Source organism: Streptomyces bicolor, assembly GCF_000719285.1.
GTDB lineage: Bacteria > Actinomycetota > Actinomycetes > Streptomycetales > Streptomycetaceae > Streptomyces > Streptomyces bicolor.
On the sequence record NZ_JOFS01000035.1, the window covers coordinates 74,514 to 98,289 of the forward strand.

The 23,776-nt window shown below is 69.2% G+C and carries 18 protein-coding genes and 3 pseudogenes; 6 read left to right on the forward strand and 15 right to left on the reverse strand.

Annotated elements, in window-relative coordinates; translation table 11 throughout:
- Nucleotides 1–9: 9 nt before the first annotated feature.
- Both IF78_RS0135255 and IF78_RS0135260 read left to right on the forward strand, forming a co-directional pair.
- Nucleotides 10–1,269, forward strand: a complete 1,260-nt coding sequence (locus IF78_RS0135255; RefSeq protein WP_078662700.1) for a low temperature requirement protein A — start codon at nucleotides 10–12, stop codon at nucleotides 1,267–1,269.
- Between the two features lie 176 nt (nucleotides 1,270–1,445).
- Nucleotides 1,446–3,824: an Orn/Lys/Arg family decarboxylase gene (locus IF78_RS0135260; protein WP_031486638.1), complete on the forward strand. Its 2,379-nt coding sequence runs from the start codon at nucleotides 1,446–1,448 to the stop codon at nucleotides 3,822–3,824.
- A 1,407-nt stretch (nucleotides 3,825–5,231) separates the two neighbouring features.
- On the opposite strand, the pseudogene IF78_RS50985 reads toward IF78_RS0135260, so the two are convergent.
- From IF78_RS50985 to IF78_RS0135280, 6 genes and pseudogenes are all read right to left on the reverse strand, one after another.
- Nucleotides 5,232–5,605 (reverse strand): annotated as a pseudogene (locus IF78_RS50985) (NF041680 family putative transposase); the annotation flags it as partial.
- A gap of 14 nt (nucleotides 5,606–5,619) precedes the next feature.
- Nucleotides 5,620–5,850: pseudogene (locus tag IF78_RS50990) on the reverse strand (NF041680 family putative transposase); the annotation flags it as partial.
- A gap of 475 nt (nucleotides 5,851–6,325) precedes the next feature.
- The gene (locus IF78_RS0135265; RefSeq protein ID WP_031486639.1) at nucleotides 6,326–6,616 is read right to left on the reverse strand and encodes a barstar family protein; all 291 of its coding nucleotides are present in this window, start codon (nucleotides 6,614–6,616) and stop codon (nucleotides 6,326–6,328) included.
- Nucleotides 6,617–6,620: 4 nt separating this feature from the next.
- Complete coding sequence (locus IF78_RS46885; protein WP_051905138.1) at nucleotides 6,621–8,258, reverse strand: ribonuclease domain-containing protein; 1,638 nt, start codon at nucleotides 8,256–8,258, stop codon at nucleotides 6,621–6,623.
- 523 nt (nucleotides 8,259–8,781) lie between these two features.
- A pseudogene (locus IF78_RS45195) lies at nucleotides 8,782–9,462 on the reverse strand (integrase core domain-containing protein); the annotation flags it as partial.
- Nucleotides 9,463–9,730: 268 nt separating this feature from the next.
- On the reverse strand, nucleotides 9,731–10,324 hold the full coding sequence (locus IF78_RS0135280) for a TetR/AcrR family transcriptional regulator (protein WP_031486641.1): 594 nt from the start codon (nucleotides 10,322–10,324) through the stop codon (nucleotides 9,731–9,733).
- 58 nt (nucleotides 10,325–10,382) lie between these two features.
- Between IF78_RS0135280 and IF78_RS0135285 the strand changes: the two genes are divergently transcribed.
- Genes IF78_RS0135285 through IF78_RS50510 form a run of 3 tightly spaced genes read left to right on the forward strand, consistent with a single transcriptional unit; the run spans nucleotide 10,383 to nucleotide 12,939 of the window.
- The gene (locus tag IF78_RS0135285; protein WP_031486642.1) at nucleotides 10,383–11,333 is read left to right on the forward strand and encodes a patatin-like phospholipase family protein; all 951 of its coding nucleotides are present in this window, start codon (nucleotides 10,383–10,385) and stop codon (nucleotides 11,331–11,333) included.
- Nucleotides 11,330–12,811 carry a flavin-containing monooxygenase gene (locus IF78_RS0135290; protein ID WP_031486643.1) on the forward strand — a complete coding sequence of 494 codons (1,482 nt, stop codon included), beginning with the start codon at nucleotides 11,330–11,332 and terminating at the stop codon, nucleotides 12,809–12,811. Before IF78_RS0135285 ends, IF78_RS0135290 begins: the two co-directional genes overlap by 4 nt.
- A complete protein-coding gene (locus tag IF78_RS50510) occupies nucleotides 12,808–12,939 on the forward strand; it encodes a hypothetical protein (RefSeq protein WP_267882988.1) in 132 nt (43 codons plus the stop codon). Before IF78_RS0135290 ends, IF78_RS50510 begins: the two co-directional genes overlap by 4 nt.
- Nucleotides 12,940–13,458: 519 nt before the next feature.
- On the opposite strand, the gene IF78_RS0135300 is transcribed toward IF78_RS50510, so the two are convergent.
- Together IF78_RS0135300 and IF78_RS0135305 are read right to left on the reverse strand one after the other, a co-directional pair.
- Nucleotides 13,459–15,015, reverse strand: coding sequence for a GMC family oxidoreductase (locus IF78_RS0135300; RefSeq protein ID WP_031486644.1), 1,557 nt, complete (start codon nucleotides 15,013–15,015; stop codon nucleotides 13,459–13,461).
- Between the two features lie 96 nt (nucleotides 15,016–15,111).
- Nucleotides 15,112–16,065, reverse strand: a complete 954-nt coding sequence (locus IF78_RS0135305) for an alpha/beta fold hydrolase (RefSeq protein WP_031486645.1) — start codon at nucleotides 16,063–16,065, stop codon at nucleotides 15,112–15,114.
- An 85-nt stretch (nucleotides 16,066–16,150) separates the two neighbouring features.
- Here IF78_RS0135305 and IF78_RS0135310 point away from each other — a divergent pair, with 85 nt between their 5' ends.
- On the forward strand, nucleotides 16,151–16,618 hold the full coding sequence (locus tag IF78_RS0135310; RefSeq protein ID WP_158751579.1) for a hypothetical protein: 468 nt from the start codon (nucleotides 16,151–16,153) through the stop codon (nucleotides 16,616–16,618).
- A 173-nt stretch (nucleotides 16,619–16,791) separates the two neighbouring features.
- On the opposite strand, the gene IF78_RS0135315 is transcribed toward IF78_RS0135310, so the two are convergent.
- From IF78_RS0135315 to IF78_RS0135345, 7 genes are all read right to left on the reverse strand, one after another.
- Nucleotides 16,792–17,193, reverse strand: coding sequence for a hypothetical protein (locus IF78_RS0135315; RefSeq protein WP_037641980.1), 402 nt, complete (start codon nucleotides 17,191–17,193; stop codon nucleotides 16,792–16,794).
- Nucleotides 17,194–17,254: 61 nt separating this feature from the next.
- Nucleotides 17,255–18,190, reverse strand: coding sequence for an enoyl-CoA hydratase/isomerase family protein (locus IF78_RS0135320; protein ID WP_031486648.1), 936 nt, complete (start codon nucleotides 18,188–18,190; stop codon nucleotides 17,255–17,257).
- A 144-nt stretch (nucleotides 18,191–18,334) separates the two neighbouring features.
- Nucleotides 18,335–19,588, reverse strand: a complete 1,254-nt coding sequence (locus IF78_RS0135325; RefSeq protein ID WP_031486649.1) for an ABC transporter substrate-binding protein — start codon at nucleotides 19,586–19,588, stop codon at nucleotides 18,335–18,337.
- A complete protein-coding gene (locus tag IF78_RS0135330; protein WP_037641956.1) occupies nucleotides 19,585–20,859 on the reverse strand; it encodes a branched-chain amino acid ABC transporter permease in 1,275 nt (424 codons plus the stop codon). Before IF78_RS0135330 ends, IF78_RS0135325 begins: the two co-directional genes overlap by 4 nt.
- Nucleotides 20,852–21,742 carry a branched-chain amino acid ABC transporter permease gene (locus tag IF78_RS0135335; RefSeq protein ID WP_031486651.1) on the reverse strand — a complete coding sequence of 297 codons (891 nt, stop codon included), beginning with the start codon at nucleotides 21,740–21,742 and terminating at the stop codon, nucleotides 20,852–20,854. The genes IF78_RS0135330 and IF78_RS0135335 overlap by 8 nt, the downstream gene beginning before the upstream one ends.
- Entirely contained in the window at nucleotides 21,739–22,707 is a 969-nt protein-coding gene (locus IF78_RS0135340) for an ABC transporter ATP-binding protein (RefSeq protein WP_031486652.1), read from the reverse strand. The genes IF78_RS0135335 and IF78_RS0135340 overlap by 4 nt, the downstream gene beginning before the upstream one ends.
- Nucleotides 22,704–23,597 (reverse strand): ABC transporter ATP-binding protein, encoded by an 894-nt coding sequence (locus tag IF78_RS0135345; protein ID WP_031486653.1) that lies wholly within the window; start codon nucleotides 23,595–23,597, stop codon nucleotides 22,704–22,706. Before IF78_RS0135345 ends, IF78_RS0135340 begins: the two co-directional genes overlap by 4 nt.
- Between the last annotated feature and the right edge of the window lie 179 nt (nucleotides 23,598–23,776).

Consider the following 23,776-nt stretch of genomic DNA (forward strand, 5'->3'; position numbering starts at 1 on the left):
GAGCCCCCTATGTCCGATATGTCAGACAGTGCCTCCGAGTCGCGTCCCGGCCCCGCTGAGGCAGTCCCCCTGGGCATCGGTACGCGCCGATGGCTCTTCCGCCCGCCGCGGCGGCACGGCGAGGTCGACACGGCTCGCAGCGTCAGCTTCCTGGAGCTCTTCTACGACCTCGTCTACGTCGTCCTGATCGGGCAGGCGGCCCACACCCTCGCGGAGGACCTGTCCTGGCGGGGCACGGCCACTTTCGCAGTGGTCTTCGGGCTGATCTGGATCGCCTGGATCAACGGCACACTCTTCTACGAACTGCACGGCCGCGAAGACGGTCACACCCGTTCGCTGATCTTCGTGCAGATGCTGCTGCTGTCCCTCATGGCGGTCTACGTGGGCCATGCCGACGGCGACGACGGCCGCACCCTGGCCGCACTCTACGCACTGCTGCTGGCCCTGCTGAGCTACCAGTGGTACTCCGTGTACCGGCTGGACCTGCCGGAGCTGCGCAGGACGCCCCGACGCTATCTGATCGTCATGGTCGCGGGCATCTTCCTGATCGCGGCTTCGGTAGCCCTTTCGGTCGACGCCCGCCTTGCCGTCTGGGCGGTGTTCGTCGTCGCGTGGTGCAGCGTGGAGTGCGTCGTTCTCATCTTCTGGCGTAGAAGGCCGAGTTACGACGTCGTGACCGACTCCATGGTCGAGCGCTTCGGGCTGTTCATCATTATCGTGCTCGGCGAGGTCGTCATCGGTGTCGTGAACGGCCTGGCTGACACCGAACGCAGTGCACTCGTCACGGCCACGGGACTGCTCGGGCTCGCCGTCGGCTTCGGCTTCTGGTGGAACTACGCCGACTTGGTGTCCCGACGGCTGCCCCGCGAGACCGGTCATTCCCTGGCGACGTGGATCTTCGTGCACCTGCCGCTGACCATGGCGGTGGCGGCAGCCGGGGCGGGAATGGTCGGGCTGGTGGAGCACGCCGCCGACCACCGGACACCGGCGGCCGTGAGCTGGCTGATGGGTGGATCGGTAGCCGTCATGCTGATCACTACCGTGGTGCTTCTGCCCACTCTGGCGGACTACGACCGCTACCCCGCCTACAAGTCAGTGCAGGCCCTTCTCGTCATGGCAGCCGTCGTGGCCCTCCTCGCCGGCTGGTTCCGCCCAGCCCCCTGGCTCCTGGCTCTCATCCTGTTGCTCCTTCTCTTTGCGACCTGGGCTTTCGCGTTCGTTCGATGGCTGAGCCAAGGCTCTCTGATCAACGAGAGGTCAGCCGACTGACAAGCTCACTGGGGCCCAAGGGAGGAGACGTTACACAAGGCCCAAGTTGACACGTCAAGGAGCGGTCCGCTCTGTGCGCCGATGGGGTGGTTTGGCCGGCCATCGGCCGATCATGCGGGCGGAGTCCGCGAACACTGGTTGGGGGGTGGCGCGGGCCACCGGGGAAGGGGGGCGGCATGGCCGACGGCACGGTTCTGGTGGCGGTGGCGGAGCATCCGGAGGACGGGGGCGCCACCGCTGGGCAGTTGGCGCGCATTGCCGAGGGGATCCGGGCGCGCGGCTTACAGGTCCGGTGGGTGGTGAGCGCCGGTGACGCCGAGGCGGTGCTCAGGACGGAGGCCGGTTTGGCCGCCGCGGTGGTCGCCTGGGATCTTCCGCCCGGAGCCGAGGACGGGCCGGGCGGCGCGACCGTGCTGCGCAGGATCGGGCGCCGGTTCCAAAATCTGCCGGTGTTCCTGGTCATGGCGGACGAGGGGCTGCGTGAGCTGCCGCTATGGGTGTCGCAGTCGGTGGTGGGCTATGTGTGGCCACTGGAGGACACGCCGGCGTTCATCGCGGGGCGGATCGCTACCGCCGCGCGCGCCTACCAGGACGCCCTGCTCCCGCCGTTCTTCAAGGCGCTGCGGCGCTTCGACGACGCGCACGAGTACTCATGGCATACCCCGGCGCACTCCGGCGGTGTCGCCTTCCTTAAGTCGCCCGTGGGCCGGGCGTTCCACGACTACTTCGGGGAGCGGCTGCTGCGCAGCGACCTGTCGATCTCGGTGGAGGAGCTCGGCTCGCTGTTCGAGCACACCGGGCCGATCGGCGAGGCGGAGCGCAACGCCGCGCGGGTCTTTGGCTCCGACCACACGTACTTCGTCCTGCACGGCGACTCCACATGTAACCGTCTGGTCGGCCACTTCAGCGTGACCCGTGACGAGATCGCCCTGGTGGATCGCAACTGCCACAAGTCGGTCCTGCACGGCCTGGTCGTCTCCGGCGCCCGGCCGGTGTATCTGGTGCCCACCCGCAACGGCTATGGCCTCGCCGGACCGCTGCCGCCGGCCGAGATCGCGGCGGACTCGGTGACGGCGCGGATCGCCAAGAGCCCCCTCACCAGGGACGCGGTGTCGTCGCGTGCGCAGTACGCGGTGTTCACCAACTCCACGTACGACGGGCTGTGTTACGACGCGCTGGCGGCGGCCCGGGCCTTCGCAGCCGGCACTCCCCGGCTGCACTTCGACGAGGCGTGGTTCGCGTACGCCCGCTTCCATCCGCTCTACGCGGGGCGCTACGGCATGTCAGTGGACGAGGAGGCCTTCCCCGGCCCCGACCGGCCGACAATCTTCGCGACCCAGTCCACCCACAAGCTGCTGGCGGCGTTGTCGCAGGGCGCCATGGTGCACGTCCGGTCCGCGCCGCGGGCGTCGGTGGAGCACGACCGGTTCAACGAGGCGCTGATGATGCACGGCACGACGTCGCCGCTGTATCCGATGATCGCCTCGCTGGACGTGGCCACCGCGATGATGGACGGTCCGCAAGGGCAGTGGCTGGTCGACGAGGCGGTGTCGGAGGCGGTTCGGTTCCGCCAGGAGATGGTGCGGATCGGGCGGCGGATCGAGGCCGCCGGGGACCGGCCGCCTTGGTTCTTCGGGGTGTGGCAGCCGGGTGAGGTGACTGACCCTGGGAGCGGGGCGCGGCTGCCGTTCGACGAGGCTCCGGCGGACCTGCTGCGGTCCGAGCCGTCGTGCTGGCACCTCGCACCCGACGCGGACTGGCACGGCTTCCCCGGCCTGACCGACGGCTACTGCATGCTCGACCCGATCAAGGTCACCCTGACCTGCCCGGGGCTCGGCTCGACCGGTGTGATGTCCGACTGGGGCATCCCGGCGCGGGTGCTCACCGCCTATCTGACCACGCGCGGCATCGTCGTGGAGAAGACCGACAGCTACACCACGCTGGTGCTGTTCTCCATGGGCATCACCAAGGGCAAGTGGGGCACGCTGCTGGACGCCCTGATGGACTTCAAGGACCTCTACGACGGTGATGCCCCGCTGGAACGTGTGCTGCCCGCGCTGGTCGCCGAGCATCCTCGACGCTACGCCGGGCTGACGCTGCGTGAGCTGTGCCAGGAGATGCACGACCACCTGCGCGAGGCCCGCCTGGTCGAACTACTCGACACGGCCTTCCAGCAACTCCCGGAGCCGGTCGCCCCGCCCCAGCTGTGCTACCAGCGCCTGATCCGCGGCGGCACGGAACGTATCCGCCTGACGGAGGCACCGGGCCGGGTCGCCGCGGCGATGGTCACGGTGACGCCGCCCGGTATCCCGGTCCTCATGCCGGGCGAGAGCGTCGGGGAGGAAGACAGCCCTCTCCTGCGCTACCTCAGTGCCCTGGAGTCCTTCGACCGTCGCTTCCCCGGCTTCGGCAGCGAGACGCACGGGGTGACACGTGCCCCCGACACCGGCGACTACCTGATCGAGTGCCTGCGTCTGGACGAGCTGGAGGGGCCTGCTGGTGCCATGACGCCGGCGCAACGGCGGAGGGCGGAGGGCGCCACGTCGGTCGGTTGAGTCCGATGGAGCGCGGGTGGGGTGACGGTTCCGACCGACGTGTTCAAGCGCGAAGACTTCGCCAGCCGTCTCGGCTGTCTATGCCAGCGGTGGCATCTGTGACGCGAGCCGCGCTGTGCAGCTTTGCGATATCGAGGCCGAGGCGTTCGGCGGTCTCGGGGATGGAGGTCCGGGGGATGACGGAGGCCAGTCGTATGGCGTCATCGTCCCATGCGCTCTCGAGCGTTGTGCCGGAGAGCAGGTAGCTTCTGGCCTGTGCGGCAGCGTCGCTGAGAAGAGCGTGGAGCTGGTCCTCGCGGGGGGGGCGAGGCCATGACGGTCGGGTACGGACCGGAGTGTCGGGGATATTGCGAGCGCGGTCGGGGAGAAGGGGAGGTTCGGCGCATTCTCGGTACCAGGCGCAGGCGTGGTGCGCGGTGAGGTAGGTCTTCCTCCAGGCAACGGCGCCAGTGGTGGTCATCCTCATGTCGGCTGAGGAGATCGTCGGTTCGGCCTCCGTGTGCCTGGCGAACAGGCCCAGATGACCGCAAACCCCTCCGGTCTCGCGCTCAGCCGGTGCGTGACGGCATGGGCGAGGACGGTAGCGTGTCGGCACGGCGGCGTCCCGCATGGGTTACAGCGTGCTGGCACTGGACCGCCCCGGCTACGGTGCTTCACTCGGCCGCTTTCCCCGCGGGCAGACACTGACCGCGCAGGCCGCGACCGTGCGGGCCGCCATAGCCGCATTCACTGCCCGCCACGTACCCCGTGCCGGCATCCTGCTGCTGGGGGATTCCTTCGGAGCCAAGGTGCGCCTTCGCTCTTGGCACAGACCACGGCGTGCGGGAGTTGCTGGGCGTGGACGTCTCGGGGTGCGGGCGCAAGCTCGCGGTGAGTCCCGGATTGGTCGACCGAGAGGCGGGGCGGGGCCTGCGGCGGTTGAACTGGGGCTATTGAGCTTGTATCCCGTGGAGACATTCCAGGTGAGCCGGACTGTGGTGGCGCCGATGCCTGAGCATGAGGTAGACGCGGCGGAGAGCTGGATGCGGCTGTCGGCTGCGATCCTGCCGCGCGTCCGGGTCCCCGTCCGGTTGACCTTCGCCGAGCATGAGGCGTGGTGGCGCGACGACGATGATGCGATCGCGGATCTGACCGCGCGGCTGTCCGCAGCCCCTCGCATCGTTGTCGACCGTCTGCCAGATGCCGGCCACAACATCAGCCTCGGCTGGACCGCCGGCGCCTACCACCTCAAGGCCCTGGCGTTCGTGGAGGAATGCGCGGCCCATGAGCGGGGCACGGCACCCGGCGACTGCGTCGGTGCGCGGCGCCGGAGATGGGTAAGTCGTAAGCCATCGTTGACCAGGCCCGGATTACTCACAGCGAGGATTTGGAACAGCCTCTCACCTTGTTCCTTAACGTCGGCCTGGATCACGTTCGATCAACGTCTCGGGGCGTTTGATGGCTTGTTTTGCCCACGTCGTAGCGGGTCGCGGGGTGCCGGCTTGTTGAGCCGGGCGGCCGTCCCGGCCCCCGCCGGGACGGTTTCGGTGCTTTGGCGGGGCTGGCGAGGTGGGTCGGATGTTCCGGAACCCGCGCCCGACTCGGGTCGGTGTCAGCGCTCCCGCACGGGTCGGTTTCTCCCAGGGCTTGCGTTGGTCGGCTGCCAGGGGCAGGGCGAGGCGTAGCTGGGTGGGGGCGGCGATGACGAGCCAGGTCCACTGGTCCGCCGACTGCGGGTCCCGCAGCCTGGGGCGGCTCCAGACCAGGGTCTGCTTGAACAGCCGGAACGTGTGCTCCAGGTCGGGTCACGCAGAGCCTGCGTGTCGAGCCGCCCGTGGTTGAGCGCGGCGCAGAGGGAGCCGCAGGCGTGGCGGTGCTCGGCAGTCAACGACAGCTCCACCAGCGTCTGCACTGGCCCATCCGCGCACAACAGGGCGTCGGTGAGTTCGAAGAAGGAGTCCGCTCGTGCGGACAGACACTCGTAGAGGCCGGCCCGGAAGCGTGACAGGTCCCCCCAAACCTCTCGTTCGCCGATCCGTTGGAGCAACTCACCACTACGGCCTTCGCGTAAGTCCTTGATCTCTTAGTCGATTTCAGGACCACGCGAAGGCCGCTCCGTCGTCGGAGGGATCCCCGTACGAGTGATCGGAGCGTTTGCTTGTCCGAGGCGGACAAGACAACGACGAGTTCAGTCGGTTCTCACAACATCCGACAGAGGTACGTCGATAGTGCTCACGTCACCCAGGAGGTCGACGGTCAGCTGCACGCGTCCACGACCGAAGTCGACGGATCCGACAGGGCCTCTTAAGTCTGCGAATGGCCCGCCTGTGACCCGCACAGCGTCACCTATCCGAACCTTCGCCTCATCCGGCATGTCCACTCCTTCCAGGTGCCATCGACACCAGCTGCCACTGCCTGCGGACAACATTGGCGAGGTAGAACCTATCCGCAGCTCGGTTCTCATCGCGCTTTCCGCCCACCTGTTACTCGCAACCAAGGAGGACCGAGGTTCAGGAACAAGCTCAGGCGAAGAGCACCGTGAGCCTTTTGTCCTCCGGGTTTGCCTCATCGGCCTGGGCGGCTCTGATCAAGACTGACGTGATCGCATCGAATGCTTCCGCGCCCATTTGTTCCCGACTGGCCGCGGAGTTCTTCCAGACGATCTCGACGGGGCGTTCGACGTCTGTGCTGAGGCGGTCCCACAGGGCATGGAGGTTGTGCCCGTAAAACGGGCCGAAGTCCAGGGGGCCGGCCAGGGCGTTGTGCAGGTCCGCATGAGTTCGGATCTGCGTCCCGTCGATGGTGACGCGCATGGTGTCACTTCCAGTTCGGCAGTTGGTAGAAGTGGAGGTAGTGGTCGCTGGTGACGTACGCCTGACCATCGCTGGAGTAAACCAGACGCCAGCCGGGCTGCTTTGACCTCTTCATCATGGGATCGATGCCGAGGTCGGCTTCATACCACTGCCGACCCGGTGCGTCGGGCAGGCGCTGCGCCTTGGGGTCTGTCGGTGCATTGTCGTACCTGTCGCCGCCGATCTGGCCACCTGGGACTTTGTTGCCGAGCGCTTTGCCCTGCTCCCACCCCGCCTTACTGGCCTCGGCTTTGGTGATGTACTCGGGAGGAAGCTTGCCGTTCTTCCTCAGGCCGGAAATCAGCGGATTGGCAGCTTCTGCCGCTGCGAGGTCCTCCTTGTACCTGGCGCAGGGGCGCTTGAGGGGCCCATCCGCTGCCACCAAGCCCGCGTAGACGATCTGCGGGCCATCGGCGGAGTATCGGGCGGGGACCATCGGCCGAACAGTGCAATGCGCGTTCTTGCGTTGCTCCTCCTGTTCCTCAAGAAGGCTGTCGATCTCGGTGGTGCCCACCGCCAGGGCATCGACATAGGCGGTGGCGAAGCTTTGGAATCTGACCGTGGCCCGCCCGCCCGAAGCGTTGGCCCGCTGCTGTGCCTCCGCGGCGGCCTTCGCGTCGGCCTGGACGAAGGCCGCTCCGGCCGATGTGTCGCGGCACGAGATAGTGCCGGAGGCGGTGTTGCCGACGATGGTGACGGTCTTCTGCCCGCTGATGCACCCGCTTGCGGGAATCCCGCCCACTGATACGTCAGTCACCGTCATGACCACCGTCAACTGGCCCGTGGCGATACGGGACTTCTCCTTCGGCGTCACCGTACCTGTGAAGTTTTCGTTGATCAGGCACCCCGCCGGACTGCACTTCAGATCACCGGCGATCTTCAGATCGAAGTCGATGCCTTCGTTCCGGGCCTTCGCCAGTTCCCTGGTGTGCTGCTCCAGCGTTTCGTACATCCGCGAGCCTTCGGCTTGCGATAGCACGGCAATGTCCATGCCCGTGGAGTCGACCAGGGCGCGATGTGCCGTCATCGACCGTGGCAAATCAGCGGTCGCCGTCGGAAACGGCGACGGCAACTTCGACCTCATGTTGGGCGGCTCCAGCCGCAGAACCTGGTGCGGCGCGTCCTTGGAGACGTACAGGTACCCCTCAGTGGTGTCAGCCCGCAGCGCGGGAACCCCATTGATCTTGAATACCGGGACCTGCGGATCGTCGAGGGATGGCAAGCCGGGATCTGCATCCAGTGCGGCTGAGAGCCTGTGGGCCAGCAGGGGAGGGGAGGCAAACGTGTCGAGCATCGGGTCGAGGGATGCGTCCTGTCCCGGCCCGTTGGTCGACCACTGGCTCACGGGCCTGCCGCTCGGTGCCTCCCCGTCCTTGGACGTGCTGGGGGAGTGCCGGTAGAAGTTCCGGCCGCCGACACGCAGCACTTCGCGTTCAAGGTTCTGCAGCGTGCGCCAGCCCGTCGTCCCGAACTTGTCCCCGTACGCGGTCGCCGTGATCTCACGCTGCTGTCGGCTGCTCGCCGAGGAGTCCTTGTACCGGACCCCGGGTGCTTCGGCCAGGGCGGCTATCGCCTGGTTGAAAGGGGCGCGGTTGCGAGCCAACTCCCGCGCCTCCTGCGACGACGAACCACTATGCAGCAGTGACGCAGCGACTATGGACACAGCGGTGACGACCCCGCCGGCCAGCAGTAGTCTCCGGCGCCGCCACCACGGCCGCACCCCCACCGGATTCGTCCCGCCGTCCAGCTCTGGACCCTGTACGGATTCCGGACCAGTCACATTCCACCCCGCTCGCTCGATAGCTCGGAGCCACGCCCCGCTGCCGACTGGATCACCCGAGCAGGTGGGGATGAAGGTGGAGTGAAACCGGCTGGGCCCTGCCCGGACCCACTGGCCCTGGCTCGGACGCACCGTCCAAGGAAGGCACGCTGGGCTCCGGGGAGCGGACGCGGATGGTTCCACCGGTGCGGATCTTTGGGCGAGCCGATCGTGCGTGGAGGAGCCGCCGAAGCACGCCACGGTGCCGGAGGCCCAAGTCGGGCAGGACGCAACGGAGTTGGCTGGTGAGGTGAGGCACCGTGCCGATGCCTTGGCGACTCGTCGTATGGCCCGCGTGCGGCGGTGATTATCGGTGCGTGTGGGGCAGCTCTCGAGGTGAACGATGCCGATGCGCCGCGGTGTTGGTCACTTGACTGATCGGTGGCCGGCCGCCGAGTGCGGTGTGGCAGCGATGGTGGGTTCAGGTGTGCAGGAAGTTTGCCAGGGCGTCGGTGCGTTCGGTGCGGGAGGTTGAGGGCCGCAGGTAGGCCGGCTCGTCGAGCAGAGTGCGGTGGAAGCATTCGACCTCGCCGTTGGTCTGCGGCCGGTAGGCGCGGGTGAGCTTGCCGGCTGCACCGAGGTCGGCCAGGGCTTGGCGCCAGGCGACGCTCTTGCGGTAGGGCAAGGCGTTGTCGGTCAGCACCGGTTCGATGCGGTCGATGCCCGAGGCGGCGAAGAAGGCCTCGGCCCGGCGCAGGAAGTGTGCGCAGGTGGCGGCCTTCTCGCCCGCGTGGAGGTCGCTGTCCGCCAGTCGGCTGTGGTCGTCGACGGCGGAGTGGATGCAGTCCAAGGCCATGTTTCGGAGGCGGGCGCGGCTGGCCTGGCGGCCCTGGACCGTGTGCCCCCCGGCGTCGGGGATCCAGCCGAGTTTCTTGACGTCGATATGGACAGTTCGCCGTCGGCCGCGTTCTCAGCGGCGGATGAGCCGGCCGGTATACCGGTCCAAGCGGTCACAACTTCTCTCGCGATGGCGTGAGTTGAGGTCATGCGGGTGATCTAAGCAGTCTTTGCGGGGCTGCCCTGGAGCACGTGGGGGCCGACGAGACTTGGCCTGCCCGGCCTACTGGCCGTACAGCGAGCCCCCGGTGTGGCGCGCGAAAGGCCGCCTGCAGGGATGGCGGTCGGCGACGGCTCCATGAGCGGTGCAACGCCCATGCCTCCCTCGGCAACACGGCTTTCGCGCCGATCGCCCCGCTCGACTCCAAGTCGCCCCTTCCCGCCGGGTGCCGGCACCTTCAGCGCAGCAGCATTGGCCCTCAGGGGCGCCCGCTCATAACGCTGCGCAGCAGGTCGACGATGGGTTGCACCGGGACGGTCGGGTCGAAGGCGCGTTGGACGCCGAGCCCGATGCCGAGGCTGAGCAGGGTCAGGGCGGCGGTGTCGGCGGGCAGGGCAGGTGTGACGCCGAGTTCGTCCGCCTGCGCCCGGATCAGGTCCGCGAGCGTGCCGGTGACGGTGCGCCGACGCTGGGCGAGTTGCTCGCACACCCGCTTGTCGCGGCGGTTGGCGGTGGCGAACTCGACTTCCAGCGAGGTCCACGAGCTGTCGCCGATGGTCTCGTCGGCCCAGCGGGCGAATCCTGCGATCCGGTCCTCGAAGTGGGGCGCGTCGCCCATCGCGGCGGCCAGCTGTGTCACCTGTTCCGCGGCGATGCGGTCGAGCACGGCCAGGCACAGCTCGTTCTTGGTGGCGAAGTTGGAGTACACCGCCCCCTTCGAGTAGCCCGCCGCCTCGGCGACACGCTCCATTGACGTCGCCGTGAAGCCGTCGTCCAGAAAGAGCGCGTACGCGGTCTCGAGGACGTGTTCGCGGGTGCGGGCCTGGCTCTCGGCCCGGGTCAGTCTTGCCACCCCCGCAGGATACCGCTAGCTTTCGGATTCCATTGGAATTCCAATACCGGGAGAATCTATGGCGGACTGTCAGCGGCGCGGGCTGGTCGTCGGGTGCGGCGGGACCCTCGGCTTCGCATGGGCGGTCGCTGCGCTGGCCGCGGTGGAGGAGCAACTCGACTGGGATGTCCGCACGGCAGAGGTACTGGTGGGGACGTCGGCGGGGGCGGAGGTCGTGTCCGTGCTCGGGTCCGGCAGGTCGGTCTCCGACCTGCTCGCAGCACTGCAGGGCCAGTCCGACGCGGACCCGCTGCTCCTGCAGCACGTCGGCGCCCACCCGGGCCCCCTGCCTCCGGTTCCGTGGCCCGGACTGCCGGGTGCCGGGCTGACGGCGGCGGCAGCCCGCGGCCGTATTCCGCTCGGGTCGGGGCTGCTCGGCCTGCTGCCGCGCGGCCGTGGGAATGCGGGGTGGCTGCGGGGCTTCGGCGCCGCGCTCGCGGACGGCCACACGTGGCTCGCCTCGTCACGTACGTGGCTGGTGGCGGCCGAGACGCGCACCGGCAGACGGGTCGCCTTCGGTTCGCCCGACGCCCCGGTCGCCGACATCGGCAGTGCGATCGCCGCGTCGTGGGCGATCCCCGGCTGGTTCCCTCCCGTACGGATCGAGGGGCGCGCCTACCTCGACGGCGGGGTGCTGTCGCCGACGTCGGCAGACCTCGTTGCCCCGCTCGGCCTGGACGAGGTGGTGATCGTCGCCCCGATGACGACGTCCGGCGGCGCGCCCGCGAGCGGACTGAGCCGCCTCGAACGTGTGGTGAGGCGCTGGATGACCCGAACCCTCGACGCGGAGGAACACCTGCTTCGAGCAACGGGGACCCGCGTCGTCCGGATCGAGCCCGGCGCCGAGGAACTGGCCGTCATGGGCTTCAACTTCATGGATCTCGCCCGCCGCCCGGACACCCTCGACGTCTCCCTGCGTACCGCGTCCGACCGTGTCACTCGAGCCATCGACAGGAGCACCACGGCATGAGCGCCCACTTCGAGGTCATCGTCATCGGCGCCGGCATCTCCGGGGTCGGCGCGGGAGTCCGGTTGCGTGAGGCCGGGATCCGGGACTTTCTGATCATCGAGGCCGCCGACGACTTCGGCGGCACGTGGCGGGCCAACACCTATCCGGGTTGCCAGTGCGATGTGCCGTCCCGGCTCTACAGCTACTCGTTCGCGCCGAATCCGGACTGGGCGAGGGTGTACGCGCATCAGCCGGAGATCCTCGCCTATGTGAAGGGGGTCGCCGACCGGCACCGGCTGCGTGAGCACACCCGGTTCGGCGTGCGGATGACCGAGGCGCACTGGCAGCCCGACGTGGCACGGTGGCGGATCAGCACCAGTGCCGGCGAGTTCACCGCCCGGTTCCTGATCGCCGGTGCCGGGCCGTGGAACGAGCCACTCATCCCCGGTATCCCGGGCCTGGCGGAGTTTCCCGGCGAGGTGTTCCACTCCGCGCGCTGGAACCACGACTACGACCTGCGCGGCAAACGGGTCGCGGTGCTTGGCACCGGGGCATCGGCCGTCCAGTTCGTCCCGGCCATCGCCCCGCAGGTCGACCGGCTCCACCTGTTCCAGCGCACTGCCCAGTGGGTGCTGCCCAAGCCGGACCATCGCATACCGAAGGCCGAGCGGTGGGTGATGCGGCACGTGCCCGGCGCCCGGGCCGCGCTGGCCGCGGGGGAGTACCGGGCCATGGAACTGCTGGGCCGCGGATTCCGCAGGCCCTCGCTGCTGCGCGGCGTGCAGGCCGTGGCACGCGCACACCTGCGCGCCACCGTCCGCGACCGTGAACTGCGCCGCAAGCTGACCCCCGACTACACCATCGGCTGCAAGCGCATCCTGTTCTCCAACCACTACTACCCGGCCCTGACCCGCCCGAATGTGGACGTCCACGCCTGCGCCGTCCGTACTGTCGACGGCAGCACCGTGCTCGGCGCCGACGGCAGCAGCGCCGAAGTGGACGCGATCATCCTCGGCACGGGCTTTCACATCCTCGACATGCCCCTGTCGAACCTCATCCACGACGGCGCCGGACGGTCCCTTGCCGGCCACTGGCAGGGCTCCCCCGAGGCGTACCTCGGTACCGTCACCGCCGGGTTCCCCAACGCGTTTCTGCTTCTCGGTCCCGGCCTGGGCACCGGACACAGCTCCGCGTTCACCATCCTCGAAGCCCAACTCGATCTCGCCTTCGGCGCGATCCGCTCAGCACGGGCCGAGGGGTGGGCGTCGGTCGAGGTACGCCGAGACGTGCAGAGCGCCTACAACACCGAACTGCAGGCCGCCCTCGCCGGCACCGTCTACAACACCGGCGGATGCCGGAGCTACTACCTCGACGCCAACGGCCGCAACAGCTTCAGCTGGCCCTGGTCCACCGACCGACTCCGCAGGCAGGTGGCACGCTTCGACGCCCGCGACTTCACCGTCATCCGTCCCACCGACCGGCAGGAGCTCAGACCATGAGATTCCCCGCTGTCGACCTGAGCGGCGCCGACATCACCGTCACCGGCGCCGCGCACGGCATCGGACTCGCCACCGCCAAGGCGTACGTCCCCGGGGGGCCACGTCACGCTCGGCGTCGCGCGAGGTAGGCGTTCGGGTAAGCGAGTCACTGCCGTCTTGCTGCCTGTTGTTGAACGACACCGCAGCGGGGAGCCCGCGCGGCGCTTCGTCGGCCAGGACATCGCCTCTGGAGGAGGCGATTGCCCGACGCAGCGGCTTTTTCCCGGCGCCATGCGGCAGTCCCTCCTACCTGCTGTGCTCGAGCCCCCAGGCAGCAGAGCGCAGCATGCGCAGTGCATTCTCCCGGCACGGCCGAGGCAAGAATGTCCAGGCCGGTTCGGCCAGGAACTGCTGGACGGGAAGGGTGTTGACGTGGACGAGCGCGGATTGCAGCATTTTGCGAGTCGGAGTCGCGCATTCTTCGCAGTCGCCGATGAGCGGAAACGAAGGGAGTCGGGTCCGACAGCGTCATCGACGTCGGTGGGGACCGGGACCGGACGGCGCCTACCGAGTGAACTTGTAGTCGGGCACCCGTAAGCCGGATCAGACACAACGCCGTGTGATGCCCTGGCCGAAGACGTCGCACCGCTCCGTGGGTGACATTGCCGTCACACCGGCGCCGGGAGACCGCGGATCATGTCTGCGGCCTTTTCCGCGATCATGATCGTGGGGGCATTGGTGTTGCCTCGCACCACGGTGGGCATCACCGAGGCGTCCACGACCCGCAGTCCGTTCACGCCGTGCACCCTGAGCCGGGAATCCACGACCGGGCCGATGGAGCATGTGCCCGCAGGGTGATAGAGGGTTTGCAGCTCACGCCGGGCGAAGTCGAGAAGGTCGGCGTCGTCCGTGGAGCGCGGTACGCGGAAGTCGGCCCGGCGGTGCTTGGCCAGGCTGGGCCGGTCGGCGATGTCGAGCAGCATCCGCAGTGCCCGGATCATCGTGGCGCGATCCTCTTCGGTGGTCAGGTAGTTGTGCAGGATGTGCGGCTTGGCGCTGGGGAGCGCCGAGCGCAGGGAGACCTTGCCCCGGCTCGTGGGGGCGAGCAGGACCGCACCGAACATGAAGGCGTGGTCGGTCACGGGGCTGATGCCCTCTTCATGGAACATCACCGGTGTGGCGTGCACCTGGATGTCGGGGGCGTCCAGTCCCTCACGAGTGCGGTGAAACGCGCCGGCCTCGCCGAGGTTCGAGGTGAGCGGGCCGCGGCCCTCGGTCTCCAGCAGGCGGAGGTTGTCCGGTGTTTCGGCGGTGAACAGCGATTCGGTGTCGGTGAGGTAGCACAGCCCGACATGGGGATGATCCTGCAGGTTCTCCCCGACGGGGAGGTCGACGCGGGGCGTGATGCCGCGGGCCGCCAGGTCGCCGCCCGGGCCGATGCCGGAGAGCATGAGCAGCTGCGGAGAGTTGTAGGCACCGGCCGACAGCACGACCTCCCGTTCGGCGCGCAGGCACAGCAGTTCGCCGTCCCGGTCCACTTCGACGCCGGTCGCACGGTCGCCGTCGAGCAGCACGCGGGTGCACTGGGCGCCGGTCAGCACCTCGAGGTTCGGCCGGGACCGGGCCGGCCGCAGATATGCGTCGGCCGTGCTGCAGCGCATGCCATCGCGTTGAGTGAGGTGGTAGTAGCCGACGCCGTCCTGTTCGGGGCCGTTGAAATCGCCGGTGTAGGGGTGGCCAGCTTCCTGTGCCGCCGTCACATAGGCGTTCATCAGCGGATGTCGGGAGCGGCCTTCGCTGACCGTGAGCGGCCCGCCGGTGGCGTGCCACGGTGACGTGGCGCCCGTGAAGTCCTCGGCGCGAAGGAAGTACGGCAGGACGTCCTGCCAGCTCCAACCGTCGGCGCCGCCGGCTGCCCAGGCGTCGTAGGCGCGGCGATTGCCGCGTATGTAGATCATCGCGTTCATCGAGGAGCAGCCGCCGAGCATGCGGCCGCGGGGCAGATAGCGACGGCGGCCGTCCAGCCCCGGTTCGCATTCGCTGAGGTAGCTCCAGTCGTACTTCGTCTGGAAGAGCTTGCTGAACGCCGCCGGAACGTGGATTTCCGCGGCATCGTCCACCGGGCCTGCCTCGAGCAGCAGTACCCGCGTGTTCTCGTCCTCGGTGAGCCGGTCCGCCAGCACGCACCCGGCCGATCCCGCGCCCACGATGATGTAGTCGTACACCTTTGCCCCCTCGCCCCACCCGGTTGCTCGATCCCTTCACCCAAGCGCTAACGGCGGGGGGATCACACCGTGCTCTCGGCCATTGTCGAGGGGGCGTCAGCCGACGCGGCCGGCCTCGTGCAGGGAGACGACGGCGTCCACCAGGGCGCGTGGATTCTCCCAGTTGAGCATGTGTCCGGCGTCCGGCACGGTGACCAGCCGGGCGCCCGGTATCCCCGCGGTGAGGCGCCGGGCGTGGCTCGGCGGTGTGCTGCGGTCGGCCGAGCCGACCATGACGACGGTGGGAACCGTGATCTCGGGCAGGCGCGGATAGTGGTTCTCGCGCGCGAAGGCCCGGACGATCGGCACGAGCAAGGCGTGGTCCTGGCGGAGGAAGACGTCGAGGAAGATATCGATCATGGCCGGAGAGGGGCGCTTTCCGCACTGGGCGGCTCCGAAGAGGATTCCGCCGGTCCGGGTGCGTGCCAACTGCTGGAGGACGCCCGTCTGCAGCAGCGGGATCTGCAGCCGGTTGTGCGGTGCTCCGTCGTAGATGCGCCCCGCCCAGGTCGCGAACAGCACCAGACCGCGCAGCCGCCGGGCGACGCCGGGATGGTCGAGCACAGCGCGAAGCGCGATGAACCCGCCCATGGAATGCCCGACCAGCACTGCGTCCCCTACGTCGAAATGCTCCAGGACCGCCAGGTAGTCCTGCGCCATCGGGCGGGAGTCGATGCCGTCCGCACCGCAGGTGGAGCCCCCGTGGCCGCGCTGGTCGAAGAGGATGACACGGTGACCGTTCGCCACCAGGGTGGCCTGCACCAGGTTCCACTCCAGGAGCGAGACACCGTAACCGTGGGCCAACACCACAGGGGGCCCTTCACCCGCGACGACGGCGCGCAACACCGTCCCGTCGGGCCGGGACAGGAACACCTCCTCGCCCTCGGGCTCACGACACAGCACTTCGCGGGGCACGGGATCCGGCTGACGTTCTATCCCGGCGGCCACCGCCCGCGCCGCGAGGGCAGCGACGGCGGCCCCGGCAGCACCCCAGACCAGCCTCGATTTCATCGAACTCCCCTGATTTGGTTCTTGTGTTCGGCCGGTCCCCGGCCGATGCGCGATTACGGCGCTCATTGTGTATTGCCGTGTGGATGTGGACAGCGGTGCGTCAGGATTCGGCTGGGACTCGCCTTTCCTGCTCCGGCATCCGGTCAACGGCCGCGTCGCCGGCGCCGGCCGGTCGTGCGGGGACGACCGGATCCGCGGGGGGCGGTGCCGTATCGTCCGTGGGTTTGCGGCCTGTTCCGGCGCCGGCAGCGGGACGGCGGTCCGCCAGGGACCGCCCCTCCAGGCCGGAACGGCCCCGGCCAGGTTCGCGCACCTGTGCCCCGCGCACATCGAGGACCTGCCCGGCCGGCCCGGCGCCGCCACCGTGGCCAACGACCAGGCATCGCGCATGCATGGCGGGACCGTGCTCGACTTCCGGCCCACGAGCAGGTCCTCCAGTCGTACGCCGACTTGTGGCTCACCCGTGACCGGGGCGGACTACGCGGACGCAGGTGACTTCCACCAGGCGCTGGTTGCCCTCGGATTCTGCGAGACCCTCGCTCAGCGCCTGTAGCCACAGTGCCGCGCTTCCCGCAGGGCCTGCACTCATCAACCTTGCACGCCTACCTGCGGCGGCCTGTAGCCCCTTGGGAGCCTCGCTCGCAGGGAGGGCACGACCATCTCTCGCTTCGCCTATCGGCGGAGATCATTTCCCGGACAATGGGCTGAGGGAGCCGTGCAGTGCGGTTACCTGAGGGACGCGAATGGGTTCGAGAAGGAGGTCAGGTCGCTCACGCGGACCAGGCTGAGCTCGCTGGGTTCGATCTTGGAGCCGGACAGGACCAGTTCAGTGCTCTCGACGCATCCCCGTGCGAGCCAGTAACGGTTGCTGCTGTTGCGCCAGAGTTCGAACGTCAAAAGCCCGCTCCAGGCCTCGCTGGTCTCTGCATTGCCGGAGGAGGCGCTGAGGACCGTGACGTGCTGGACCTGGGGGTCGAAGTGCGGAGAGCCGAACCACAGCCACACATGGAGGTCGCCGGTGGCTCGGTGGTAGCCGTGACCCGTGACCTGCCGTGATTCCGGCCAGTCGGCGTCGACAGCGAAGACGCTGAAGCCTTCTGCCGAGCCACAGGCATGCTGCCACCGCAAGAGAACCGGCGGGACCGTGGTGCGTCCTTCGCACGGCCCGGGCGGCAGACCCAGCAGGAGGTCAGGTGAACCGTCCGCGCGCAACGGCTTCTTCGAGCGTCTCGGGGTGCAGGCTGGGAACGTCACCGAGCTGCTTGGTGCGGGCAAGGTAGGCACGCTGGGCTTCCAGAGACTCCGGCGTCGTAGTGGTCGACAACCACTCGGCGCCCTCGAACCGCAGCCCTTCTTCAAGCGGAAGGGAGCCACCCTCGCGGACAGCGCGCTTCACCGCCCGGACGGCCGCTTTCGGCCGCCGGCCGAGCCGTGCGGCGTGCTCGATGGCCTCTTGGAGCAGCACCTCGGGTGGTACGACCCTGTCCACCAGGCCCATCTCATGGGCCTGGGTCGGGCTGATGGGCGTCCCCTCAAGAGAGATCTGCAGTGCCCGACGTCCGCCCAACAGGCGTGCCAGCCGCTGGGTGCCTCCGGAGCCGGGCGGGAACCCGAGGAAGATCTCCGGTTGGGAGATGCGAAAAGGGCCGTTGGCCATGAAGCGATAGTCACAGGCCAGAGCCAGCTCGAAGCCCCCGCCGCCGGTGTCGCCGTTCAGGGCCGCGACCCAGACGGCCGACGAGGTCTCGATTGCGTGGAAGACGTCTTTCATCTGCTCCCAGGCCATGAGCCCCACCAACGGCGAGCGGGCAAGCACCGCACTGCCACCCGGAATTCTGAGAGCCGCGCCGGTCACCTTGAGCCCGGCACGGATGATCGAGGCGCTCAGCTTGGGAGATCGCTTCGCGCCCCCGTAGATCAGCCGTACATCGAAGTGGGCGAGGAACCGCGATGAGTGAGTGCCTGTGAGCACGACCGCGCCCACGTGCGGATCACGGTCCGCTCGTCGTACCAGCGCCCCGAGTTCCAGGACCATCTCGCGGGTCATGAGCGCGGACGGGGGGTTGTCCAGCCGTGCGACAAGGACATGGCCATGTTGCTCGACGAGGACCGTCTTCTTCGTCATCTTGCCTCTCCGGGGCGGGTGGTAGGCACCTGGGTACGGCTCGGACAGAGCGGGAAAAGCCTGGGAAGGCTGGTACGGGTGTCGCCGAGAGCCTCATGGTCCGGACGCTGACCGGCCGGTCAGCGTCCGGACCGCCGGGACGGCTCAGCCCTTGGGCAGGGCGTAGGTCCGCGCCGCGGGCACCTCGTGGGCCGGTTCGACGTTCGTGAGGCCACCGGGGGCCGTCTTCGCCGGCTTGTGGATGAAGCTCCGGTACGTCGCCGGCTTGGTGCGGTCCGAGAAGTCCAGCGGCACGCCCAGCACGGTGAGCCGGGACTGCTTGCGGTGGGCGGCGGCTATGCCCTCGCGCGTCAGGTCCTTCGCCTTGCAGGCCGCCTTGAGGTCCTCGCCGAGGACGCTGATCGCGTTCCAGCCGCTGACGACACCCGGGTCGAGCAGGTCCTTCGGGTACTTGGCCTTGTAGTCCTTGGCGAGCTTCTGCATGGCGGGGTTGTCGGTGAACGCCGGGGCGGGACTAACCACCTGGAGCATCTTCTCCAGGGCGGGTCCGACCGGGGTCGCCAGCAGCTGCGGGGCGAAGCCCGGCGAGCTGGTGAGGACCGGGACGGCGAAGCCCGCGGCGGCGGCGGTGCCGACCAGGGCGGCCGTCTGACGCGGACCGGCGCTGATCAGGATCGCTTTGACGCCGGCTTGCTTGAGCGCGGTGACCTGGGCGGTCAGGTCCTGGTCGGTGGGCTTGATCTTCTGCCCGACGACCTTCAGCTTCGCCTTCTTCGCCGCGTAGGTGGCACCGGCGAGCGCGTTCTTGCCGTACTCACCCTCGAAGTAGACGTGGCCGATCTTGTCGCCCGCCTTCAGCTTGGCCGTACGGACGACGTGGTCGACGCCGTTGATCATGTCGATGTCGTAGGTGGAGCCGACCACCTGGACGTACTCGCCGCCCAGCAGGGTGGAGGCCCAGGCCATCGGGAACGTGAGCAGGTGCTTGGACTCGAGCTCCTGCGACAGCGAGGACACCACCGGGGAGCCGACCATCTGGGACACGGCGGCCACATTCGGCTCGGTCTCGGTGAACGCGGACACGGCCTTCTGGACGTCGTAACCGTGGTCCTTGACGGTGATTTTGACGGTCCGGCCGCAGATGCCGCCGGAGGCGTTGAGCTGGTCGACGTACAGCTGCTGGGCGTTGACGATGCTCTTGCCGAGCGAGGCGTACGGGCCGGTGAGGTCGGTGAGCGCGCCAAGGGTGATGGTCTTCTCCGTCACTCCGGGGCCGGTCTTGACGCCGTCGCTGCCGGCGCTGCTCGCGTCGGTACCGCTCTTGGTGCTGCAGGCCGTGGCGCTCAGGGCGAGTGCGGCGATGACGGCTGCGGCCGGGGCAAGTCGGGTGCTTCTCACGGGGTGTGCTCCTTCGGGGCGGTGCGGGTGCGGAGAGGGAAACGCCGGGTGCGGGGGGAGTCGTCGCCCTTGCGGCGCGGCCGTCTGTGGGCCAGTCCGGCCAGGCCGCCGGGGGCGAAGATCAGAACGAGGACGATCGCGGTGCCGTAGAGGTAGCGGGCCGCGTCGCCCGGGGAGACGCCGGATCCCGTCGTGCCGGGAGCGGTGAGCAGGGGCAGGTCGTCGGCGTACTTGGTGAGGAGGTGGGGGATCAGGGCGACGAAGACCGCGCCGCAGGCCGCGCCGCCCACCGAGCCGAGCCCGCCGATGACGATCATCGCGAGGTAGTCGATGGACAGCAGCAGGCCGAAGTGGTCGGGGACGACGCGCTTGAACACCAGGGCGAGCAGGGCGCCCGCGGCACCCGCGTACATCGAGGAGACGATGAACGCGCAGGCGCGGTAGCGGGTGAGATGGACTCCCATCACTGCGGCGGCGACCTCGCTGTCGCGTACGGCGCCGAGGGCGCGGCCGGGGCGTCCGCGCAGGATGTTGCGGGCGGCGAGCCAGGCCACGGTCACCAGGGCCAGGCCGACGTACCACAGGCGCTCCAGCCCGCCGAAGGGGACGCCGAGGACGGCGAGCCCGTCGGGGGAGGTGTCGGTGAAGGAGAAGCCGAGGATGTCCAGCGGCGGTACGGAACGGCCGTTGAAGCCGCCGGTGACCTGCGGGGCGTTGAGCATCATGTGATGGCCGAGGAAGACCAGGGCGAGGGTGGCGATGCCCAGGTACATGCCGCGTAGCCGGCCGGAGATGGGGCTGAACAGGCCGCCCGCCGCGCCGGCGAGCACGATCGCGAGCACGAAGGCGAGGACCGGCGGGAGCCCGAGGCCGTACAGGCTGCCGGCACCGGTGCCGGACGGCTCCGCCGCCAGCCACACATAGCCGTACGCGCCGACGGCCAGGAAGAAGGCGTGGCCGAGGGAGAGCTGGCCCGTCGTCCCGGAGAGCAGGTTCAGTCCGATGGCGCCGATGACGGCGGCCATCGCGAACAGGCCCGTCTGGAGCCAGAACGACGTGACGTAGAAGGGGAGCGCGAGCAGGACCAGTACGCCGGCGGCCACAGTGGCCGCGCGCCGCCCGCGGGGGGAGAGCCTGCCGGACCACCTGGCCTGGGCGGACGGGGAATCGGCGGTCGCGGGGGCGGGAGCGGCCAAGGTGTCGACGGTGCCAGTGGTGTCACTGGAGCCCGTGGCGTCGAGGGAACCAGTGGTGTCGCGGGTGTCAGACACGGGTCAGCTCCTTCGATCCGAAGAGACCGGTGGGCCGGACCAGCAGCACGAGCACCATCACGAGGTAGGGGGCCACATCGGAGAATCCGGCGCCGAGGACGCTCAGTTCGCTCTGGTAGCCGGCGGCCATCGCCGCGGTCAGGCCGATCACCAGACTTCCGACGAGCGCGCCGACTGCCGAGTCCATGCCGCCGAGGATCGCCGCGGGGAAGGCACTCAGGGCGATCTGACTGGTCGTACGGTCGAGTCCCGGCGCGGGGAACGCAGCGAGGAACACGGCGGCGAGCGCGGCCAGCGCCCCGGCGACGCACCAGGCGATGAGCCGTACGCGGTCCAGCCGTATCCCCATCAGGGCCGCGGCTTCCGGGTCGGCGGCGGCGGACCGCATGGACAGGCCCCAGCGGGACCAGCGGAAGGCGGCGAAGAACGCGCTGATGACGACGACCGCGACGACGATGCTCGCGAGGCGGGCGTCGGCGACGGTGATGCTGCCGAGCCGGGTCACATCCGCGCCCCAGGGGTCGCCCATGGTGAGGTAGTCGGCGCCGACCTGCCGGTTGAGTTCGGTGCTGAGCAGGACATCCACGCCGATGGTGAGGATGGTCAGCGTGTGGATCTCCGCGCCGCGCAGGCCGCGGGTGGCCAGCAGCTGGACGAGTCCGGCGAGAGCTGCGGCGAGGGCGGCGCCGACGAGGACGGCGGAGACGAAGCCGATGGCGTCGTGGAGGCGGGCCGTGACATAGCCGCCGAAGAGCAGCAGGGAGCCGTGCGCGAAGTTCATGACGCCGGACGCCTTGAAGATCACGACGAAGCCCAGGGCTATCAGCGCGTAGACGGAGCCGAGCGCCAGTCCGTTGAGGACGGTTTCGGTGAGTTTGATCATGATGCTTCCTCCGAGTCGCGCTCGGTGTCCGGGGCGGTGGCCTCGGCGGTGTCCGTACCGGTGTCCGGGTCCGTGTCCGTATCCGTGGCAGATTCCGGTTCCGGCTCGGCTTCCGGTTCCGGCTCGGTGTCCTGGACCGGCGTGCCGAGATACGCGCTGATGACCGCCGGGTCGTTCTGGATGCGTTCGGGCGGCCCGTCCGCGATGAGGCGGCCGAAGTCGAGCACGGTCACCGAGTCGGCGATTCGCATGATCAGCCCCATGTCGTGCTCGACGATGAGGATCGAGATGTTCAGGGCGTCACGCACCCGGGCGATCGTCTCCGCCATCGCCGAGCGCTCGGTGGGGTGCATGCCGGCGACCGGCTCGTCGAGCAGCAGCAGTCTGGGCTCCATGCAGAGCGCACGCGCCATCTCCACCCGCTTGCGGTCGCCGTACGAGAGTCCGCCGACCGGCTTGTCGAACGCCGGGCCGAGGCCCAGGAAGTCGGCGATCTCGGCCGCGCGCTCCCGGTGGCGGCGCTGCTCGCGCACCGTGCGGGGCAGCCGCAGCGCGCTCGCCGTGAAGCCTGCCCGGGTCAGCCGGTGGCGGCCGAGCATGAGGTTGTCGGCGACGGTCCCGTGGGTGAGCACGATGTTCTGGAAGGTGCGGGCCACGCCGAGCTGAGCGATGCGGTGCGGTGCGAGGCGGGTGAGGTCCTTGTCCGCGTACCGGACGGCTCCCGCGGTGGCGCGGTAGACGCCCGAGATGACGTTGAAGCAGGTCGACTTGCCCGCGCCGTTGGGGCCGATGAGCGCGTGGATCGTGCCGGGCGCGACCGTGAAGGACAGGTCGTCGAGGGCGACCAGGCCGGCGAAACGCACGGTCAGGCTCTCGACCGTGAGGGCCGGGACCGGGTCGGGCCCGCTGTCCGGTCGGGGGGTCGTGGCGGCCTCGGGGGGCGTGGCCGTCGTGCCGATGCTCATCCGTTCCACCTGCCAAGCTCGGTCAGCCCCGGTCCCGTCACGGAGGGAGCGCTCGCGGCCGTCGCGTACGCGGCGTCGCCGTCCGCGTCGGGCGCGCCGCAGCCGGTCTCGTACGTCTCGCCCAGGTACAGCCGTCGCACCTCGTCCGCCGCGGCGAGGTCGGCCGATGCCCCCTCCAGCCGCACCTGGCCGACGTCCAGCACCGACGCGCGGTCGGACAGTTCCAGGGCCATCGCGGCGTTCTGCTCGACGAGGAGGATCGAGGTCCCCTGGGCGTTGATCTCGCGGATGATCTCCGAGATGCGCCGGACCATCAGCGGCGCGAGCCCCAGTGAGGGCTCGTCGAGGAGCAGCAGCCGTGGCGCCGCCATCAGCGCGCGGCCCATCGCGAGCATCTGCTGCTCGCCGCCGGACATCAGCCCGGCGGCCTGCCGCCGCCGCTCGGCCAGCACCGGGAACTGCGCGAAGACGCGCTCGCGGGCCGCCCGCAGCTCGGCGCGGGAGCGGCGTGCCGACCCCAGGAACCCGGCCCGGAGGTTGTCCTCCACCGAAAGGGCGCCGAAGATCCGCCGGCCCTCGGGCACCTGCACCACCCCGGCGGCCACGGACCGCGCGGCGTCTCCGCTCAGCCGTACGCCGTCGAAGTGCACCGTGCCGCGCTCGACCGTGCCGCGGTGCAGTGCGAGGGTCCCCGAGACCGCACGGAGCAGTGTGGACTTTCCCGCTCCGTTGGAGCCGAGTACGGCCACGATCCGGCCCTGCGGAACGGTCAGTGACACCCCGTGGAGCGCCTGCACGGACCGTCCGTAGCTGACGTGCAGATCGCTGACCCGAAGGGTCCCGGCCTCGGGCTCTGCCTCGGGCTCTGCCTTGGACTCTGGTGGGCTCATCAGGGCGTTCTCCTTGCTCATCGTCGAGCGGGCGCGTGCCGGGCGCCGGACTGGAGCGCAACGAGACCACGGCAGTAGCAGGGCGTCCATGGACTGGGAGCGAGCCGCTGTCAGCTCCCAGCCGAAGCGTGATCCGCTTGTAAGGGGGCACAATCCGTACCTCCTGCTGTGCGCGGATC

What these genes read in the sequence shown, in the direction of transcription:
- IF78_RS0135340 (WP_031486652.1), bottom strand. Translation starts at nt 22,707, where the DNA reads ATGAGCATCGGCACGACGGCCACGCCCCCCGAGGCCGCCACGACCCCC.
- IF78_RS0135285 (WP_031486642.1), top strand. Translation starts at nt 10,383, where the DNA reads ATGGCGGACTGTCAGCGGCGCGGGCTGGTCGTCGGGTGCGGCGGGACC.
- IF78_RS0135265 (WP_031486639.1), bottom strand. Translation starts at nt 6,616, where the DNA reads ATGCGCGTCACCATCGACGGGACGCAGATCCGAACTCATGCGGACCTG.
- IF78_RS0135320 (WP_031486648.1), bottom strand. Translation starts at nt 18,190, where the DNA reads ATGACGAAGAAGACGGTCCTCGTCGAGCAACATGGCCATGTCCTTGTC.
- IF78_RS0135260 (WP_031486638.1), top strand. Translation starts at nt 1,446, where the DNA reads ATGGCCGACGGCACGGTTCTGGTGGCGGTGGCGGAGCATCCGGAGGAC.
- IF78_RS0135345 (WP_031486653.1), bottom strand. Translation starts at nt 23,597, where the DNA reads ATGAGCCCACCAGAGTCCAAGGCAGAGCCCGAGGCAGAGCCCGAGGCC.
- IF78_RS0135290 (WP_031486643.1), top strand. Translation starts at nt 11,330, where the DNA reads ATGAGCGCCCACTTCGAGGTCATCGTCATCGGCGCCGGCATCTCCGGG.
- IF78_RS0135255 (WP_078662700.1), top strand. Translation starts at nt 10, where the DNA reads ATGTCCGATATGTCAGACAGTGCCTCCGAGTCGCGTCCCGGCCCCGCT.
- IF78_RS0135335 (WP_031486651.1), bottom strand. Translation starts at nt 21,742, where the DNA reads ATGATCAAACTCACCGAAACCGTCCTCAACGGACTGGCGCTCGGCTCC.
- IF78_RS50510 (WP_267882988.1), top strand. Translation starts at nt 12,808, where the DNA reads ATGAGATTCCCCGCTGTCGACCTGAGCGGCGCCGACATCACCGTCACC.
- IF78_RS0135305 (WP_031486645.1), bottom strand. Translation starts at nt 16,065, where the DNA reads ATGAAATCGAGGCTGGTCTGGGGTGCTGCCGGGGCCGCCGTCGCTGCC.